At 65.7% G+C, this 17,067-nt stretch carries 16 protein-coding genes; 10 read left to right on the top strand and 6 right to left on the bottom strand.

Going from position 1 to position 17,067, the window contains the following annotated elements:
- Positions 1 to 90 precede the first annotated feature (90 nt).
- On the top strand, positions 91 to 1,095 hold the full coding sequence (locus JJB99_RS22030; protein WP_200494414.1) for an inorganic phosphate transporter: 1,005 nt from the start codon (positions 91 to 93) through the stop codon (positions 1,093 to 1,095).
- On the opposite strand, the gene sugE is transcribed toward JJB99_RS22030, so the two are convergent.
- Positions 1,088 to 1,402: a quaternary ammonium compound efflux SMR transporter SugE gene (gene sugE, locus JJB99_RS22025; protein ID WP_200494413.1), complete on the bottom strand. Its 315-nt coding sequence runs from the start codon at positions 1,400 to 1,402 to the stop codon at positions 1,088 to 1,090. The two genes, JJB99_RS22030 and sugE, sit on opposite strands and share 8 nt — an antisense overlap.
- Positions 1,403 to 1,561: 159 nt before the next feature.
- Here sugE and JJB99_RS22020 point away from each other — a divergent pair, with 159 nt between their 5' ends.
- From JJB99_RS22020 to JJB99_RS21985, 8 genes are all read left to right on the top strand, one after another.
- Positions 1,562 to 3,184 carry a peptide chain release factor 3 gene (locus JJB99_RS22020; RefSeq protein ID WP_200494412.1) on the top strand — a complete coding sequence of 541 codons (1,623 nt, stop codon included), beginning with the start codon at positions 1,562 to 1,564 and terminating at the stop codon, positions 3,182 to 3,184.
- A 237-nt stretch (positions 3,185 to 3,421) separates the two neighbouring features.
- On the top strand, positions 3,422 to 4,000 hold the full coding sequence (locus JJB99_RS22015) for a hypothetical protein (RefSeq protein WP_200500245.1): 579 nt from the start codon (positions 3,422 to 3,424) through the stop codon (positions 3,998 to 4,000).
- 71 nt (positions 4,001 to 4,071) lie between these two features.
- Positions 4,072 to 4,656, top strand: coding sequence for an NnrU family protein (locus JJB99_RS22010; RefSeq protein WP_200494411.1), 585 nt, complete (start codon positions 4,072 to 4,074; stop codon positions 4,654 to 4,656).
- A gap of 72 nt (positions 4,657 to 4,728) precedes the next feature.
- Positions 4,729 to 6,321 (top strand): class I adenylate-forming enzyme family protein, encoded by a 1,593-nt coding sequence (locus tag JJB99_RS22005; protein ID WP_200494410.1) that lies wholly within the window; start codon positions 4,729 to 4,731, stop codon positions 6,319 to 6,321.
- Positions 6,322 to 6,485: 164 nt separating this feature from the next.
- Entirely contained in the window at positions 6,486 to 7,139 is a 654-nt protein-coding gene (locus tag JJB99_RS22000) for a tetratricopeptide repeat protein (protein ID WP_200494409.1), read from the top strand.
- Between the two features lie 45 nt (positions 7,140 to 7,184).
- A complete protein-coding gene (locus tag JJB99_RS21995; protein WP_200494408.1) occupies positions 7,185 to 7,736 on the top strand; it encodes a hypothetical protein in 552 nt (183 codons plus the stop codon).
- 48 nt (positions 7,737 to 7,784) lie between these two features.
- On the top strand, positions 7,785 to 9,164 hold the full coding sequence (gene der / locus JJB99_RS21990; RefSeq protein WP_200494407.1) for a ribosome biogenesis GTPase Der: 1,380 nt from the start codon (positions 7,785 to 7,787) through the stop codon (positions 9,162 to 9,164).
- A complete protein-coding gene (locus JJB99_RS21985; protein WP_200494406.1) occupies positions 9,161 to 10,414 on the top strand; it encodes a TCR/Tet family MFS transporter in 1,254 nt (417 codons plus the stop codon). The genes der and JJB99_RS21985 overlap by 4 nt, the downstream gene beginning before the upstream one ends.
- A 119-nt stretch (positions 10,415 to 10,533) precedes the next feature.
- On the opposite strand, the gene JJB99_RS21980 is transcribed toward JJB99_RS21985, so the two are convergent.
- The 5 genes from JJB99_RS21980 to radA all read right to left on the bottom strand — a co-directional run bounded on the left by JJB99_RS21980 (position 10,534) and on the right by radA (position 16,710).
- Positions 10,534 to 11,769 carry an ABC transporter substrate-binding protein gene (locus JJB99_RS21980; protein WP_200494405.1) on the bottom strand — a complete coding sequence of 412 codons (1,236 nt, stop codon included), beginning with the start codon at positions 11,767 to 11,769 and terminating at the stop codon, positions 10,534 to 10,536.
- A 209-nt stretch (positions 11,770 to 11,978) separates the two neighbouring features.
- The gene (locus tag JJB99_RS21975) at positions 11,979 to 12,719 is read right to left on the bottom strand and encodes an SDR family NAD(P)-dependent oxidoreductase (protein WP_200494404.1); all 741 of its coding nucleotides are present in this window, start codon (positions 12,717 to 12,719) and stop codon (positions 11,979 to 11,981) included.
- A 180-nt stretch (positions 12,720 to 12,899) separates the two neighbouring features.
- Entirely contained in the window at positions 12,900 to 14,423 is a 1,524-nt protein-coding gene (gene purF, locus JJB99_RS21970) for an amidophosphoribosyltransferase (RefSeq protein WP_200494403.1), read from the bottom strand.
- A gap of 43 nt (positions 14,424 to 14,466) precedes the next feature.
- On the bottom strand, positions 14,467 to 15,096 hold the full coding sequence (locus JJB99_RS21965) for a CvpA family protein (protein ID WP_200494402.1): 630 nt from the start codon (positions 15,094 to 15,096) through the stop codon (positions 14,467 to 14,469).
- 168 nt (positions 15,097 to 15,264) lie between these two features.
- Positions 15,265 to 16,710, bottom strand: a complete 1,446-nt coding sequence (gene radA / locus JJB99_RS21960; protein WP_200494401.1) for a DNA repair protein RadA — start codon at positions 16,708 to 16,710, stop codon at positions 15,265 to 15,267.
- A gap of 118 nt (positions 16,711 to 16,828) precedes the next feature.
- Here radA and JJB99_RS21955 point away from each other — a divergent pair, with 118 nt between their 5' ends.
- The gene (locus tag JJB99_RS21955; protein ID WP_200494400.1) at positions 16,829 to 17,065 is read left to right on the top strand and encodes a DUF3551 domain-containing protein; all 237 of its coding nucleotides are present in this window, start codon (positions 16,829 to 16,831) and stop codon (positions 17,063 to 17,065) included.
- Positions 17,066 to 17,067: the final 2 nt, after the last annotated feature.

The raw sequence follows: 17,067 nt of genomic DNA, 5'->3' as shown, positions 1-17,067 counted from the left end.
ATCCGGAAAAGTGTGCAGCGGTTTTCCTTCGCGACAAACGCGGAACGCGTTTGCGCGGAGATCATGCGCAAGCTTTAAGGCAGGGCCGCCGTGGATGCCGCGTTGGATCTTCCCGTCCTGGTCGGACTGATCGCCGTCGCGCTGCTGTTCGACTTCCTGAACGGCCTGCACGATGCCGCCAATTCGATCGCAACGATCGTTTCGACCCGCGTGCTGCGACCGCAATTCGCAGTGTTCTGGGCTGCTTTCTTCAATTTCGTCGCCTTCACGGTGTTCGGCCTGCATGTCGCCCAGACCATCGGCACCGGCATCATCGATCCCTCGATCGTCGATGCCCAGGTGATCTTCGCCGCGCTCATCGGTGCCATCGTCTGGAATCTCGTGACCTGGGCGCTCGGCATCCCGTCCTCGTCCTCGCATGCGCTGATCGGTGGCCTCGTCGGCGGCGGCATGGCCAAGGCCGGGATCTCGGCCGCAGTGTGGAGCGGTCTCTCCAAGGCCGTGCTGGCCATCGTGCTGTCGCCGCTGGTCGGCTTCCTGCTCGCGATGATGCTCGTGGCGATCGTGTCCTGGCTCTCGATGCGTTCGACGCCGTTCGCGGTCGATCGCGCCTTCCGCATCCTGCAATTCGCCTCCGCCTCGCTCTATTCGCTGGGCCATGGCGGTAACGACGCGCAGAAGACCATGGGCATCATCGCCGTGCTGCTCTATTCGCAAGGCCATCTCGGCAATGAATTCTCGGTGCCGTTCTGGGTGGTGCTGTCGTGCCAGGCGGCGATGGCGCTGGGCACGCTGATGGGCGGCTGGCGCATCGTCCGCACCATGGGCCTGCGCATCACAAAGCTGACGCCGATGCAGGGCTTCTGCGCCGAGACCGGGGGCGCGGCAACCCTGTTCATGGCGACCTTCCTCGGCGTGCCCGTCTCGACCACCCACACAATTACCGGCGCCATCGTCGGCGTCGGCGCGGCCCGCCGGGTCTCGGCGGTGCGCTGGAACGTCGCAAGCTCGATCGTCTATGCCTGGGTGATCACCATCCCGGCCTCGGCCATCGTGGCTGCGCTGACCTGGTGGGCAGTCCAGATATTCAAGTGACGAGCTTCAGCCCGACGATGCCGGCGACGATCAGTCCGATGCTGGCGAGGCGGAACGCCGTGGCGGGCTCGCCGAACAGGATGATGCCGAGCGTCGCCGTGCCGACCGCACCGATCCCGGTCCAGACCGCATAGGCGGTTCCGACAGGCAGAGACTTCAGAGCAAGTCCGAGGAGGATAACGCTCCCGGCCATGGCCGCGAGCGTGACGACTGATGGAACAAGCCTGGTGAATCCCTCGGTGTATTTCAGGCCGATCGCCCAGGTGATTTCGAGAAGACCGGCGACGAACAGGATGCTCCAGGCCATGACGGCCCTCCATTCAAGGCAGGGTCGTCCCCGCGGCTGATATGCTGGTGGAGAGGAGGGCCGTCCCTCCCCAAACGGCGATATGGGGCTGGCCGCAGGAGGCCGCAATCACCAAATCAGGCTTGATCCGGCCCATTTTCCCTGCCAAACGCTCCCGCCATGTCCGACATTGCCGCCACCACAGCCGAATCGCCGGCCCGTTCCCCGCTTGCCGCTGAAGTGGCGCGGCGGCGGACCTTTGCGATCATCTCGCATCCTGACGCCGGCAAGACCACGCTGACCGAGAAGCTGCTGCTGTTCGGCGGCGCCATCAATCTCGCCGGCCAGGTCAAGGCCAAGGGCGAGCGGCGCAACACCCGTTCGGACTGGATGAAGATCGAGCGCGAGCGCGGCATCTCGGTCGTGACCTCGGTCATGACCTTCGAGTTCGAAGGCCTCGTGTTCAACCTGCTGGATACGCCGGGCCACGAGGACTTTTCGGAAGACACCTATCGGACGCTGACGGCGGTGGACTCCGCGGTCATGGTGATCGACGCCGCCAAGGGCATCGAGGCGCGCACGCGAAAACTGTTCGAGGTGTGCCGCCTGCGCGACATCCCGATCATCACCTTCATCAACAAGATGGACCGCGAAAGCCGCGACGTGTTCGAGCTGCTCGACGAGATCGAGAAGACGCTGGCGCTCGACACCACGCCGATGACCTGGCCGGTCGGCCGCGGCCGCGACTTCCTCGGCACCTATGACGTCGTCAGCGGCGGCGTGCGCCTGCTCGAAGGCGGCGGCGCCAAAACCGGCGCGGCCCAGCAGATCGAGATCGAGGAGCTCGCCAAGCTCAACGCCAATCTCGATGTGTCCGCGGTCAAGGACGAGCTCGAGCTCGTCACCGAAGCCTCGAAACCGTTCGAGCTGGAAGCATTTCGCGAGGGCCATCTGACGCCGGTCTATTTCGGCAGCGCGCTGCGCAATTTCGGCGTCGGCGATCTGCTCGAGGGCCTCGGCAAGTTCGCGCCCGAGCCGCGCGCACAGGACAGCGACCAGCGCAAGGTCGAAGCGACCGATCCGCGCATGAGCGCCTTCGTGTTCAAGATCCAGGCCAACATGGATCCGAACCACCGCGACCGCATCGCGTTCGCGCGCCTCTGCTCCGGAAAACTCAGCCGCGGCATGAAGGCCAAGCTGGTGCGCACCGGCAAGAGCATGCCGCTGTCGAGCCCGCAATTCTTCTTCGCGCAGGACCGCTCTGTCGCCGATGAAGCCTTTGCCGGCGACGTCGTCGGCATTCCCAACCACGGTACACTGCGCATCGGCGATACCTTGACCGAGGGCGAAGATTTCAACTTCGTCGGCGTGCCGAGCTTTGCGCCGGAAATCGTCCGCCGCGTCCGTCTCACCGACGCGATGAAGGCGAAGAAGCTGAAGGAAGCGCTCCAGCAGATGTCGGAAGAGGGCGTGGTCCAGGTGTTCCGCCCGCGCGACGGTGCACCGGCGCTGGTCGGCGTCGTCGGCGCGCTCCAGCTCGACGTGCTGAAGGCCCGGCTCGATGCGGAATATTCGCTGCCGGTCGAGTTCGAGGTCAGCGAGTTCCAGCTTGCACGCTGGGTCTCCTCGGAGGACCGCAAGAAGCTCGACACGTTCATCGCCGCCAACACCTCCAGCATCGCGGACGACGTCGACGGCGATCCGGTGTATCTCGCCCGCAACGAATTCTATCTCGGCTACACCAGGGAACGCGCCGAGGGCATCCAGTTCACCAACGTCAAGGACGTCAAGAAGAAGGGGTAGGGCCGTTCCGCCCACCGCTGCGCGGCCAACCATTCCGCTGTCATGCCCCGGCTTTGCCGGGGCATCCAGTACGCCGCGGCGGCTCGATTCCGTCATGTCCGTCTCGGAATACTGGGTCGCCGGGTCAAGCCGGGCGACGACAGCGTGCTTGAGCGCGAGCATGTGAACGCGCGCGGCCTTGACGCTTTCAGCGGCAATGCCACGTTGGTCTACGTGACATCGCGAGCTCGCATAATGATGTGGCGCGGCATCCTCATCTTTCTCCTGCTGACGATATCGACCGTCGCCGCCAATGCGCAGCGTCGCCAGATCAATCCCATCCCGTTCGCACACGAGCCGTGCAGCGTGCTCGACAACCGCCCGTGCACGCCGTCCTATTGCAGCCCGCTCGAGCCCGGGCCCTGCATTCCCGAGATCGACTATCCCTACGGCCAGAATTTGCAGCTGACGATCGAGAGCGTCCCGTCGGAGGCCGACCGCGCCAAATATCAAAAGCCCGATCACGATCTCAATACGATCGGCGACCTCTTCGCCGAACTGCGCACCTGTTGGTCGCCGCCGTCGGACAAAGCCCGCGCAGGCATGCAGATGTCGGTCCGTTTCAGCTTCAACAAGGCGGGCAGCCTGATCGGCCCGCCCCGCCTGACTTACGCGACCGCCGGCGTTCCCGCGGACACGCGAACGACCTATCTCAACGCGATCAATTCATCGCTGAAAGCTTGTCTGCCCCTGAAATTCACCAGCGGGCTCGGCGGCGCCCTGGCCGGGCGGCCGATCGCGATCCGCTATGTCGACAATCGGGAGCTCGGCAAGTAGCGCGTCAGTTGCGAGCGGCGGCCAATCGATGATACGCCATGGGCGGGGGCGCTGGACGAGGGGAGGATGTCGTGGGTCTGCTGGTCATGGTCCTGGGGCTGGTGCTGTTTTTCGTGGCCCATATTTTCACGACGAAACGCGACGCACGCGCGCAGGCGATCGCGAGGCTCGGCGAGGGGACCTACAAGATCCTCTATTCCGTGGTCTCTCTTGCGGGACTTGCGCTGATCGTCTGGGGCTTTGCGCACTATCGTGCGACCGGCTGGATCGACGTCTGGTATCCGCCGAAGGCGCTCAAGCACATCACGCTGGCCTTGATGCTGCCCGCCGTCATCCTGGTGGTCGCCTCCTATGTGCGCGGCCGCATCTACGCAACGCTGAAGCATCCGATGCTGGCCGGCATCAAGCTGTGGGCGGCCGCGCATCTGCTCGCCAATGGCGATCTCGGCTCGATCATCCTGTTCGGCTCGTTCCTGGGCTGGGCGGTGTATGACCGTATTTCGCTCAAGCATCGCAAGGACGCCGGGGCGCCGCCGATCCCGGTGGGCGGCGTCACCAACGATCTGATCGCAGTCGCCGTCGGTGTCGTGGCCTATCTGGCGCTGGCCTTTGCGTTCCATCCCGTGGTGATCGGTGTTCCCGTCGTGGGGGTATAGCCGATCGGCACAAGACAGGACCCTGAGGTCCGTGCCCGGAAGATAACAGAAACAACAAGCCGAGTCGTTCCGATGGACTGGTCGCAATGTCAGATCCCGCCGATGCGCCTCGAGGCGCGCTTTGGCGATCGGGTGGTGCCGGCGTTCTGTGATCGTCCGGCGGACCTGTGGACGATGATCCGGGAGGCCTGTGCGCGCAATGCCGATGGCGAAGCGCTGATCTGCGGCGAGATCCGGCTGAGCTGGCGGCAGGCGGTCGAGCAGGCCGCGCGGATTGCGGCGGGCTTCCGCAAGCTGGGCCTTAAGCGCGGCGATCGTGTCGCCATCCTGCTCGGCAACCGCATCGAGTTTCCGCTCCTGCTGTTCGCCGCCGCGCATGAGGGGCTGGTCACGGTGCTGCTCAGCACGCGCCAGCAGAAGCCGGAGATCGCCTACGTCCTCTCCGATTGCGGCGCCAAAATCCTGATCCATGAAGCGGGGCTCGCCGAGCGCCTGCCCGATGCGGGCGATGTGCCCGACGTCATCCACCGCATCGCAATCGACCACGATCCGGCTTTGTCGGGTTTCGCCGCGCTGGCGGACAATCCGCCGGCTCCCGCGCCGGTCGAGGTCGGCGAGGAGGACACCGCGATGATCCTCTACACCTCGGGCACCACAGGCAAGCCGAAGGGCGCGATGCTCGCCCATTGCAACGTCGTGCATTCCTCGATGGTGTTCGTGTCCTGCCTGGAATTGACGCAAGCGGACCGTTCGATCGCGGCGGTGCCGCTCGGCCATGTCACCGGCGTCGTCGCCAACATCACGACCATGATCCGCTGCGGCGGTGCGCTGATCATCATGCCGGAGTTCAGGGCGGCCGACTATCTCAAGCTGGCTGCGCGCGAGCGCGTCACCTACACGGTGATGGTGCCGGCGATGTACAATCTGTGCCTGCTCCAGCCGGATTTCGACAGCTACGACCTGTCGAGCTGGCGCATCGGCGGCTTCGGCGGCGCGCCGATGCCGGTCGCAACCATCGAGAAGCTCAAGGCGGCGATCCCCGGCCTGAAGCTTGCGAACTGCTACGGCGCGACCGAGACGACATCGCCCTCGACCATCATGCCGGGCGAGCTGACCGCGAGCCACATCGACAGCGTCGGCCTGCCGTGTCCGGGCGCATGCATTCTCGCGATGGGATCGGATGGGCGCGAGCTGCCGCATGGCGAGACCGGCGAACTCTGGATCCAGAGCGCCTCCGTCATCAAGGGCTACTGGAACAACCCGAAGGCGACGGCGGAAAGCTTCACTGGCGGATTCTGGCATTCCGGCGATCTCGGCTCGGTCGACGCTGAGGGCTTCGTCCGCGTGTTCGACCGCCAGAAGGACATGATCAACCGCGGCGGGCTGAAGATCTATTCGGCCGAAGTCGAGTCCGTGCTGGCCGGCCACCCCGCGGTGGTCGAGAGCGCGATCATCGCAAAGCCATGCCCGGTGCTGGGCGAGCGCGTCCACGCGGTCGTGGTGACGCGTGTCCCGGTCGGCAGCGAGGATTTGCGCGCGTGGTGCGCCGAGCGGCTGTCCGACTACAAGGTGCCGGAAACGATGGCGATCACGCCTGAGCCGTTACCGCGCAACGCCAATGGCAAGGTGCTGAAGCGGCAGCTACGGGAGCTACTGGGCACCTGAGCCGGACAGGTCGTCCGGGGTCTTCCGGGTGGTTAACGCCTTGATCGGGCTCGCTTTGCCTTGCCACCGCCATATCGTTAGGGTACCTCGCCGCCACACGGGGACGGGATTCCTGACGCGGACGCCTTGGCGCGCGCACCCGGACGGGCATGGGATTAGCATAAGTGTCTGAATTATTTGACGAAGTCGACGAGGAAGTACGTCGCGAACAGCTCAAGAAGCTGTGGGATAAATATTCGATCTACTTCATCGCCCTGATGGTGCTGATCGTTGCCGCCGTCGGCGGCTGGCGCGGCTATCAATATCTGGAGGCCAAAAAGGCCGCCGAGGCCGGCGCCGCCTTCGACAAGGCCGCCGAGCTGTCCGACCAGAACAAGCACGCTGAGGCCGAGGCCGCCTTCACCGAGCTCGCTGCCAAGGCGCCGTCGGGCTATCGCACCCTGGCGCGGCTGCGTGCGGCCGCCGAGGCCGCTAGCCGCGATCCCAAGGCCGCCGCCAAGATGTATGACGACATTGCTGTCGACCGCAGTGTGGATGGCGAGTGGCAGGATCTGGCGAAGATCCGTGCCGCGGGCCTGCTGCTCGACACTGCCTCCTATGCCGACATGCAGCAGCGGTTGGAGGCTTCGGCCACCCCCAACTCCACTTTCCGCCACAGCGCCCGCGAGATGCTGGCGCTGTCGGCCTGGCGCAACAACGACGCCACCGCGGCGCGCAAATGGCTCGACGTCATCGCCGAGGACGGCGAAACGCCGCCCGGCCTGCGCTCGCGTGCCGAGGCGCTTCAGGCTCTGCTGCCGCCCGTCGCCAAAAGCTGATCAAGAGCTGGACCAACGGGCCCTCTGACGTAGACGAGATACAAGATGCGCCGCACGCCACGCTTGATCGCAGCCGCCGTCCTGATCGCCTTCACCGGCGTCCTGGGCGGCTGTTCGAGCTTCGATCCAAGCGATATGCTCGACTTCCTCGACACCAAGAAGAAGCTGCCGGGCGACCGTAAGCCGGTGTTCCCGGAAGGGGTGCCGGGTCTCGAGCAGGGCGTGCCGAAGGAGATGTACAAGGGCGCCCAGCAGCAGCCCGATCCGAACGCGGGGGCGGTTGCCGCTTTGCCCGCGGAGCCGCCGCCCGAACCGGCCAAGCCGGCGAAGGGCGCGAAGGCGAAGAAGACCAGGCAGCCCGCCGCCGCGGCCGCTACACCGGCCGAGGCGCCTGCCGCTGAGGTCGATGGCGAGGCCCAGCCGGAGGCCGCGCCGCCCACGACCGCTCCGCCGTCCAAGCACAAGATCGTGCGCAAACGCACCACCGCGCCGCCGCCGGATCAGCCCGTCCAGGAGGCGCAACCGACCCAGACCACGCAGCAGCAGTCGCAGGGCGCTTTCCCGGCGCCGCTGCCGAGCGGCAGTTTTTCGCGCTGATCTCTTCATACATTGACAGGCGCAGCCCCGGCAGCGCACGAATGACCGATGCCCTTCACGATCGCCATCATCGGCCGGCCCAATGTCGGCAAATCGACGCTGTTCAACCGCCTGGTTGGGCAGAAGCTCGCGCTGGTCGATGACCTGCCCGGCGTCACCCGCGACCGCCGCGAGGGCGAGGCGAGACTCGGCGATCTCGAATTTACTATCATCGATACCGCCGGCCTTGACGAGGGCGCCAAGGGCTCGCTGACCGCGCGCATGCAGGAGCAGACCGAGGCCGCGATCGCCCAGGCCGACGCGCTGTTCTTCGTGATCGATGCCCGCATCGGCCTCACGCCCACCGATCGCGCCTTCGCCGATTTCGCCCGCAGGGCCAACAAGCCAGTACTGCTCGTTGCCAACAAGAGCGAGGGCAAGCACGGCGATGCCGGCGCGATGGAAGCGTTCGCGCTCGGTCTTGGCGATCCCATCCAAGTCTCGGCCGAGCACGGCGAAGGCATGGGCGAACTTTACGACGCGCTCGCCAAGCTGATGCCGGAGCCCGTCGAGGAGGAAGAGGACGACGACGCGCCGCTGTCCGAGGAAGAGGCCGCGATGCGCCCGATCCGGGTCGCCATCGTCGGCCGGCCCAATGCCGGCAAGTCGACGCTGATCAACCATCTGCTCGGCGAGGAGCGCCTGCTGACAAGCCCGGAGGCCGGCACGACGCGCGATTCCATCGCGGTCGAGATCAACTGGAAGGGCCGCGAGTTTCGCGTATTCGATACCGCGGGTCTTCGCCGGCGCTCGCGCATCGAGGAGAAGCTGGAAAAGCTCTCGGTCGCAGACGCGCTGCGCGCGGTGCGATTTGCCGAGGTCGTCGTGCTGATGATGGACACGCAGAACCGCTTTGAGGAGCAGGATCTGCGCATCGCCGATCTGATCGAGCGCGAGGGAAGGGCGGTCGTGCTCGCCGTCAACAAATGGGATTTGATGGAGACCAAGGGCGGCGGCGCCATTTCGAGCCTGCGCCGCGACGCCGACCACTGGCTGCCACAGGTCAAGGGCGTACCGATCGTTGCCGTCTCGGGCCTGATGGGCGAGGGTATCGACCGCCTGATGCAGGCGATCCAGGATGCCTATGCGGTCTGGAACAGGCGCGTGCCGACCTCGGCGCTCAATCGCTGGTTCGAGCAGGCGGTCCAGGCCAATCCGCCGCCGGCGGTCTCCGGCCGCCGGCTGAAGCTGAACTACATTACCCAGAACAAGGCGCGCCCGCCGAGCTTCGTGCTGTTCTGCTCGCGCGCCGACGCGGTGCCGCAGTCCTATTTGCGCTATCTGACCAATTCCATGCGCGAGACCTTCGAGCTGCCGGGCACGCCGGTGCGCATCACCCTGCGCGAGAAGGCCAATCCCTTCGCGCACAAGCGCAAGCGGCCGTCATGAGCGATGGCGCCGGCGAGGCGATGGCGCAGGGCACTGCGCCGGTCCGGCGCGGCGCGGTGGCCTTCATCTTCGTCACCATCCTGCTCGACATGATCGCGATCGGCGTGATCATGCCGGTCCTGCCCAAGCTGATCGAGGGCTTCGTCGATAACGATACCGCGCATGCGGCCCGCATCTTCGGCCTGTTTGGCACCGCCTGGGCGCTGATGCAGTTCGTGTTCTCGCCGGTGTTAGGGGCGCTGTCGGATCGCTTTGGACGGCGGCCGGTGGTGCTGCTGTCGAATTTCGGCCTTGCCGCCGACTATGTGCTGATGGCGCTGGCGCCATCCCTGCTGTGGCTGTTCATCGGCCGCGTCATCTCCGGCATCACCTCGGCCAGCGTCTCGACCGCGTTCGCCTATATCGCCGACATCACGCCGCCGGAGCGGCGTGCGGCGATCTTCGGCAGGATTGGGGCTGCCTTCGGCGCCGGCTTCATCCTGGGCCCGGCGCTCGGCGGCCTGCTCGGCGATCTCGATCCGCGGCTGCCGTTCTGGGCGTCGGCGGCTCTGAGCCTTGCCAATGCACTCTATGGGCTATTCGTGCTGCCGGAGTCCCTGGCGCCCGAGAAGCGCGCGCCGTTCCACTGGAGGAGCGCCAATCCGGTCGGGGCGCTGCATCTGCTGCGGTCCAACGCGGCGCTGGCCGCGTTGTCGGTCGTCAACTTCATCGCGCAGGTCGCCCATGTCGTGCTGCCCTCGACCTTCGTGCTCTATGCGACCTATCGCTACGGCTGGGATTCCAAGACGGTGGGGCTGACGCTCGCGATGGTCGGCATCTGCGCCATGGTGGTGCAGGGGCTCGCCATCGGTCCGATCGTGCGTGCGCTCGGCGAGCGCAATGCACTGTTGCTCGGCTTGTGCTGTGGCGCACTCGGCTTTGTGGTCTTGGGCGCTGCCCCGACCGGACCGCTATCCTGGCTCGGCATTCCCATTCTGGCGCTATGGGGCATCTCTGGCGCCGCGTCGCAATCGCTGATGACGCGGTTGGTCGCGCTCGATCAGCAGGGCCAATTGCAGGGCGCGACCGCGAGCGTGCAGAGCGTGTCGCAGCTGGTCGGCCCGTTCCTGTTCACGCTGACGTTTTCCTATTTCATCGGCGCCAGCGCGCCGCTGCATCTGCCGGGCGCGCCGTTCCTGCTCGCGGCGGTGCTGATGGTGGTTTGCGTGGCGATCGCGGTGAGGACGCTGGCTGCAACGAAGACAGCTTGATTGCCCGTTATGGCCGGGCTTGTCCCGGCCATCCACGTCGTTTGTCTGCGGCAAACGTGGATGCCCGGGACGAGCCCCGGGCATGACGTCGTTGAGGCTGTGCGTGACCGACTATCCGCTTACTTCTTTACCAGCGGGCACTCGCTATCCTTGAGCGGCTTGGCCGCGTCCTCCGGCGCGATCGTGGCGATCTGCTTGTAGTAGTCCCAGGGTCCCTTCGACTCCTCGGGCTTTTTCACCTCGAACAGATAGGCCGGAATGAGACGGCGTCCGTCGGCGCGCAGCGGGCCCTTGCCGAACAGCGGATCGTCGGTCGGCAGCTCCTTCATCTTGGCGACGACCTTGGCGCCATCATGCGGATTGCCGCCGAGCGCGTCCATCGCCTTGAGATAGTGAAGGACCATCGCATAGTTGCCGGCCTGCGTCATGGACGGCATCGCATTCTTGCTGGCCAGCGCCGCGAAGCGCTTCGACCAGGCGCGGGTCTGATCGTTCATGTCCCAGTAGAAGGACTCGGTGAAGGTCAGGCCCTGAGCGGTCTTGAGGCCGAGCGAATGCACGTCGTTGATGAACAGCAGCAGCGCGGCGAGCTTCTGGCCACCGGCAACGATGCCGAATTCGGCCGCCTGCTTGATCGAGTTGGTGGTGTCGCCGCCGGCATTGGCGAGCCCGACCACTTTGGCCTTGGACGATTGCGCCTGCAGCAGGAACGACGAGAAATCCGCAGTGTTGATCGGATGCTTGACGCTGCCGAGCACCTTGCCGCCATTGGCGGTGACGACCGCCGAGGTGTCGCGCTCCAGCGCATGACCGAAGGCGTAGTCGGAGGTGAGGAAGAACCAGGTGTCGCCGCCGGCTTTGGTCAGCGCCTTGCCGGTGCCGTTGGCCAGCATGTAGGTGTCGTAGGTATAGGAGACCGTGTTCGGCGTGCAGGCCTTGCCGGTCAGATCGGCGGAAGCTGCGCCCGAATTCAGCAGCACCGAATTCTTTTCCTTGACCAGATTGCTCACCGCCAGCGCGACGCCGGAGTTCGGCGTATCCGCAATGGCATCGACCTTCTCGTTGTCGATCCACTGCCGGGCGATGTTGACGCCGACGTCGGGCTTGTTCTGGTGATCGCCGCTCAGCACGTCGATCTTCCAGCCCTTCTTGAGCAGGCCGGAATCCTCGACCGCCATCTTGATGGCCACCACGGAGTTCGGACCGCCGATATCGGCATAGAGGCTCGACATGTCATTGAGGACGCCGATCTTGACGGTCTTGTCCTGTCCTTTGTCCTGGGCAGAGGCGGATGTGGCAAAACCGAAAGCGGCGCAGGCGAGCAGGGCCGCAGAGCGGCGCGCGAACGTCGTCATGAAAGATTCCCTCCGTTGTCAAATATGCGGACGGCTCTCTTGCGGAGCCTTGGTCCGGCTGTGGCTCTACCGTGTCCTACGGCCGGCGGCAATGCACCTAAAGCCGGAGGACGCTGCGTCGTAGCGTCATCCGTCCGTTAACTTTTGGACAAAATGCGTTGAGACGCTATGTGAGCGCGTCCGACAATCGGGGGAGGCGCCTCAGTCGATCAGGCCGGCGGCCGGAAGCTCATCAGGCTGCGGGCCTTGTAGTCGTAGAACTTACCGGTCTCGGTCCAGTCCGGGGCGCATAACGGCACGATGAATTCGGCCACCTGCTCGGGTGTATCGAGCGTTGCTGGATCTTCGCCCGGCATCAAGATGGCGCGCATGCGGGTGCGGACCGGGCCGGGGTTGAACAGGTTTACGCGCAGAGGCGTGTTCGCGGTCTCCTGCGCCCAGGCGCGCGCCAGCGTCTCCAGCGCGGCCTTGGAGGCGGCGTAGGGGCTGACATAAGCGGTCGCCTTGTTGGCGGCGCCCGAGGTGATGAACACGGCACGGCCGGCATCGGATTTCCTCAGCAGCGGCTCCATGCAGCGGATCAGCTGGAAGTTCGCGGAGACGTTCACGGCCATCACGTCGTTGAAGGTCTTGAGCTCGATATGGCCGATCGGCGAGGACGGGCCGAGCACGCCGGCATTGCCGACGAGGATGTCGAGCTTGCCGTAGCGCTCGTGCAGGCCGGCGCCAAGCCGCGCGATGCCGTCGGAGTCAGTGAGGTTGAGCGGCACCAGCGTGGCGCTGCCGCCGCCTTTCCGGATCTCGTCGTCGAGCTCTTCCAGCCCGCCCTGCGTGCGCGCGGTGGCAACGATATGCGCGCCGGCCTTCGCCAGCGCGAGGGCCGTGGCAAAACCGATGCCGCGCGAGGCGCCGGTGACGAGAGCGATGCGGTCAGCGAGTGGCTTGGTCATGGCCGGGTTTTACAGCCGTGGACGGCTGGAGCAAGCCCCACCACGCCGTCATTCCGGGATGGCGCGAACGGGACCGCGAAGCCGCCCGGAGCACCAGACCCGGAATCTCGAGATCCTCAGGTGCGCAATTGCGCACCATAGTTCGATGCTGCGCATCGCCCCAGGATGGCGCCTTCGGCGTCAGCTCGCCTCGGCCAGCAGCGACAGCTGCCGCGGCTGCGGCTCGGTCTGGGTCTGGTCGGTGAGATGGGTCGGATAGGCGCCCGTGAAGCAGTGGTCCGAGAATTTCGGATTGGCGGGGTCGCGCCCGGGTTCGCCCATGGCGCGGTACATGCCGTCGATCGACAGGAAGGCGAGCGAGTCGGCGCCGATGAGCTCGCGCATCTCCTCCAGCGAATGCGTCGCGGCCAAAAGGCCGCCGCGGTCGGGCAGGTCGATGCCGTAATAATCGGGATAGAGGATCGGCGGCGAAGCGAGGCGGAAGTGCACCTCCTTGGCGCCGGCATCGCGCATCATGCGCACGATCTTCTTCGAGGTGGTGCCGCGCACCAGCGAATCGTCGATCAGGATGATGCGCTTGCCTTCGATCGCAGTGCGATTGGCCGAATGCTTCATGCGCACGCCGGATTCGCGGATCGCTTGGGTCGGTTGGATGAAGGTGCGGCCGACATAATGGTTGCGGATGATGCCGAGCTCGAACGGCACGCCGGAATGCTGGCTGTAGCCGACCGCGGCGGGCACGCCGGAATCCGGCACCGGCACCACGACGTCGATCGGCACGTGGCTCTCGCGCGCCAGCTGCGCGCCGAAGGCCTTGCGCACCTCGTAGACGGAGCGACCGTGGACGATGGAATCCGGTCGGGAGAAATAGATGTATTCGAAGATGCAGGGGCGCGGCGCCATCGGCGGGAACGGCTTGTGGATGTCCTGGCCGTTCTCGTCGAACACGATGACTTCGCCCGGCTCGATGTCACGGATGAAGCGTGCGCCGATGATGTCGAGCGCACACGTCTCCGAGGTCAGGATCGGGCAGCCGTCGAGCTCGCCGAGCACCAAGGGGCGGATGCCGCGCGGGTCGCGCGCGCCGACCAGCTTCTTGTTGGTCAGCGAGACCAGCGCATAGGCGCCCTCGATCTCGCGCAGCGCGTCGATATAGCGCTCGATGAAGCGGGCGCGCCTGGAGCGTGCGACCAGGTGCAGGATCACCTCGGTGTCGGTGGTCGACTGCATCATCGCGCCGTGCTTCACGAGCTCGCGGCGCAGCGTCAGGCCGTTGGTGAGATTGCCGTTATGGGCAACCGCAAGGCCGCCGGCATTGAGCTCGGCGAACAGCGGCTGCACGTTGCGCAGGATGGTGGCGCCGGTGGTGGAGTAGCGGACATGGCCGACCGCCATGTTGCCGGGCAGGCGGTCGATTACCTCGCGGCGGGAGAAGGTGTCGCCGACGAGGCCGAGCCGGCGTTCCGAGTGGAAGCGGCTGCCGTCGTAGGAGACGATGCCGGCGGCCTCCTGGCCGCGGTGCTGGAGGGCGTGGAGGCCGAGCGCGGTGATGGCGGCTGCATCCGGGTGGCCGTAGATGCCGAAAACGCCGCATTCCTCGCGCAGCGTGTCTCCCTCCAGGTCGTCCTGTAGCTCGATCGCGGCTGGGCCAGAGGGCCTGTTCAAGTCGAGATCAAGCTGGGCGTCCTGGTCAGGGTGTCGCATCTCGTCCGCGCCTCTCTGTTGGCTCGATGGCCTCTTGGCCCAATCAACGTGCCGCAGGTTTCTCGATCAGCTTCTTCAGGCTGTCACGAGCCGGTTTGCTGTAGCCGTCGCCGCTGCCCGAAGGCGGCTGCTCGGAATCAGCTTGATCATCATCTGGTTTGTTTTTCTTGAATCTCTTCAAGATGGTGTTTTCGGGGTCGTCCGGCAAGAGCGCCATCAGCCAATCTCCGGTTCCCTGGAGCACCACGCGGGATTTGGCTCCCGTGACCCAGTCCGGGCGCTGCTTGTCCGGCACCAGCCAGGTGAAGAACAGGAACGCGACCACCACGATCAAAAGCCCGCGAGCGAGGCCAAACAGGAAGCCCAAGGTGCGGTCGAGCGCGCCGATCCGCGAATCCAGGATCATGTCGGAGATCCGGACCGTGATCACGGACACGATGACCAGGGTGCCGACGAACACGCCGGCAACCACCACCACGCTCGCGACCGTGTCGTTGTTGAAATAGGTCTTGGCGGTCGGCAGCAGCTTCGGGAACGAGTAGAGCGTCACGATCGCCGCCGTAGCCCAGGCCGCGATCGAGAGAATTTCGCGCATGAAGCCGCGGACCATGGCGAGCAGGCCCGAGACCAGCATCACACCGAGCAGGATCAGGTCGAGGAGTGTTACTGGCATCGGCTGGTCTGGTCCGCTCGTACGTCGAAGGTGCTCTAGCCGAATCGGTGTTTGGCCGTGGCCCTAAGTGAGGACCAGACGGCGTTCCCGGCAAGGCCGCAACCACGCAATCCCATGCTGCTTTTGTGACGGCTGTATAGCGGCGAGGGCGAAGGACGTCACCTCCGCCTAGCCCTCTCCGCGGCGGAATCTTGCCGGTGTGGCATTTTTCTCTGCCGATCCGCTGGATTCGCCCCGGCGTGAGCCGCGGGCGGCGATCTCGGCCACCAGGGTCGTCAGGCTGTTGATCGCATTGAGCGCGAGCCCGGCGTCGCCACCTGCCTCGCCACGGGCCGATTCGGGCAGCACGGCGCGCTGAAAGCCGAGTTTTGCGGCTTCCTTCAGCCGGGCCGGGGTCTGCGCCACCGGGCGCACCACGCCGGACAGCGAGATCTCGCCGAAATAGACCGCATCGGTGGGTAACTGCGCATTAACCAGGGACGACACCAGAGCCGCCGCGGCAGCGAGATCGGCCGCCGGTTCATGGATGCGCAGGCCGCCGGCGACGTTCAGATAGACGTCGTGGCCCGACAGCTTGACCCCGCAATGGGCCTCCAGCACCGCCAGCACCATCGACAACCGGCTCGGGTCCCAGCCGACCACGGCCCGGCGCGGGGTGCCGAGCGAGGTCGGCGCCACCAGCGCCTGCAATTCGACCAGGACGGGCCGCGTGCCCTCGATGCCCGCGAAGACTGCGGTGCCTGGGGTGCCGAGATCGCGCTCGGACAGGAACAGTTCCGAAGGGTTGGTGACCTCGCGCAGGCCAAGGCCCGTCATCTCGAACACGCCGATCTCGTCGGTCGGGCCGAAGCGGTTTTTCACGGCCCGCAGGATGCGGAATTGCTGCGAGCCTTCGCCCTCGAACGACAGCACGGCGTCGACCATGTGCTCGACCACGCGGGGGCCGGCGATCTGGCCGTCCTTGGTGACGTGGCCGACCAGGATGATGGCGGCGCCGGTCTTCTTGGCAAAACGAATGAGTGCCTGCGCCGAGGCGCGCACCTGGGTGACGGTGCCGGGCGCGGATTCCACGGTGTCGGTCCACATGGTCTGGATCGAGTCGATCACGATCAGCCGGGGGACGGCGCCTTCCGACAGCGTCGAGACGATGTCCTCGACCGAAGTTTCGGCGGCGAGCTGCACCGGCGCATCCGACAGGCCGAGCCGCTCGGCGCGCAGCCGCACCTGCGCGATCGCCTCTTCGCCGGAGATGTAGACGATGCGGTGGCCGGCACGCGCGAGCAGGCTGGTCGCCTGCGTCAGCAGCGTCGATTTGCCGATGCCGGGATCGCCGCCGACCAGCAGCACCGAGCCGCGGACGAAGCCGCCGCCGGTGACGCGGTCGAACTCGGTCATGCCGGACGAGAGGCGCGGGGCGTCCTGGGTCTTTCCCGACAGGCTCTCCAGCGCAAACGTCCGGCCCTTGCGCCTGGAGCGGATCGAGACTGGCACGCTGCCGGTCGTGTCCTCCTCGGCAAGCGTATTCCATTCGCCGCAGGACTCGCACTTGCCTTGCCAGCGGTTATAGGCCGCGCCGCAGTTCTGGCAGACGAAGGAAAGGGTGGATTTGGCCATGGGGACAGTGAGTCGATGGGATCGACTCTACTCATAGCACGGAATGAAGCGGCGCGACGGCCGCGCCTAGGAACGCGGCTTCCAAACCGGCGTTCAATATCGAAATCTGGAGCATCTCATGAAACATTCAATTCTCGCAGCTGCCGCGGTGGCGATCGCCGTGGCGGCCTTCGGCATGTCCACACCCGCGGCCGCCCAAGACCGTTACTGCCTTCAGGGCCGAATTTGGGGCTATCCCGGCAATTGTCAGTTCGCCAGCTATGCGCAGTGCATGGCGAGCGCATCGGGAACCAATGCCTATTGCGGCATCAATCCGCGCTATGCTTATGCGCGCCGTTGGAGAGGATACCGGTGACC

Origin of the sequence: Bradyrhizobium diazoefficiens (assembly GCF_016616235.1) — a bacterium.
Classification (GTDB): Bacteria; Pseudomonadota; Alphaproteobacteria; order Rhizobiales; family Xanthobacteraceae; genus Bradyrhizobium; species Bradyrhizobium diazoefficiens_H.
Note: the sequence above shows the minus strand (reverse complement) of the source record. Positions and strands in the feature narration are given on the sequence as shown.

Bases quoted from the DNA above. Each gene is read 5' to 3' on its own strand.
- sugE (WP_200494413.1), bottom strand. From the start codon at position 1,402: ATGGCCTGGAGCATCCTGTTCGTCGCCGGTCTTCTCGAAATCACCTGG.
- JJB99_RS22020 (WP_200494412.1), top strand. From the start codon at position 1,562: ATGTCCGACATTGCCGCCACCACAGCCGAATCGCCGGCCCGTTCCCCG.
- JJB99_RS22015 (WP_200500245.1), top strand. From the start codon at position 3,422: ATGTGGCGCGGCATCCTCATCTTTCTCCTGCTGACGATATCGACCGTC.
- JJB99_RS22005 (WP_200494410.1), top strand. From the start codon at position 4,729: ATGGACTGGTCGCAATGTCAGATCCCGCCGATGCGCCTCGAGGCGCGC.
- JJB99_RS21995 (WP_200494408.1), top strand. From the start codon at position 7,185: ATGCGCCGCACGCCACGCTTGATCGCAGCCGCCGTCCTGATCGCCTTC.
- der (WP_200494407.1), top strand. From the start codon at position 7,785: ATGCCCTTCACGATCGCCATCATCGGCCGGCCCAATGTCGGCAAATCG.
- JJB99_RS21985 (WP_200494406.1), top strand. From the start codon at position 9,161: ATGAGCGATGGCGCCGGCGAGGCGATGGCGCAGGGCACTGCGCCGGTC.
- JJB99_RS21980 (WP_200494405.1), bottom strand. From the start codon at position 11,769: ATGACGACGTTCGCGCGCCGCTCTGCGGCCCTGCTCGCCTGCGCCGCT.
- JJB99_RS21975 (WP_200494404.1), bottom strand. From the start codon at position 12,719: ATGACCAAGCCACTCGCTGACCGCATCGCTCTCGTCACCGGCGCCTCG.
- purF (WP_200494403.1), bottom strand. From the start codon at position 14,423: ATGCGACACCCTGACCAGGACGCCCAGCTTGATCTCGACTTGAACAGG.
- JJB99_RS21965 (WP_200494402.1), bottom strand. From the start codon at position 15,096: ATGCCAGTAACACTCCTCGACCTGATCCTGCTCGGTGTGATGCTGGTC.
- radA (WP_200494401.1), bottom strand. From the start codon at position 16,710: ATGGCCAAATCCACCCTTTCCTTCGTCTGCCAGAACTGCGGCGCGGCC.
- JJB99_RS21955 (WP_200494400.1), top strand. From the start codon at position 16,829: ATGAAACATTCAATTCTCGCAGCTGCCGCGGTGGCGATCGCCGTGGCG.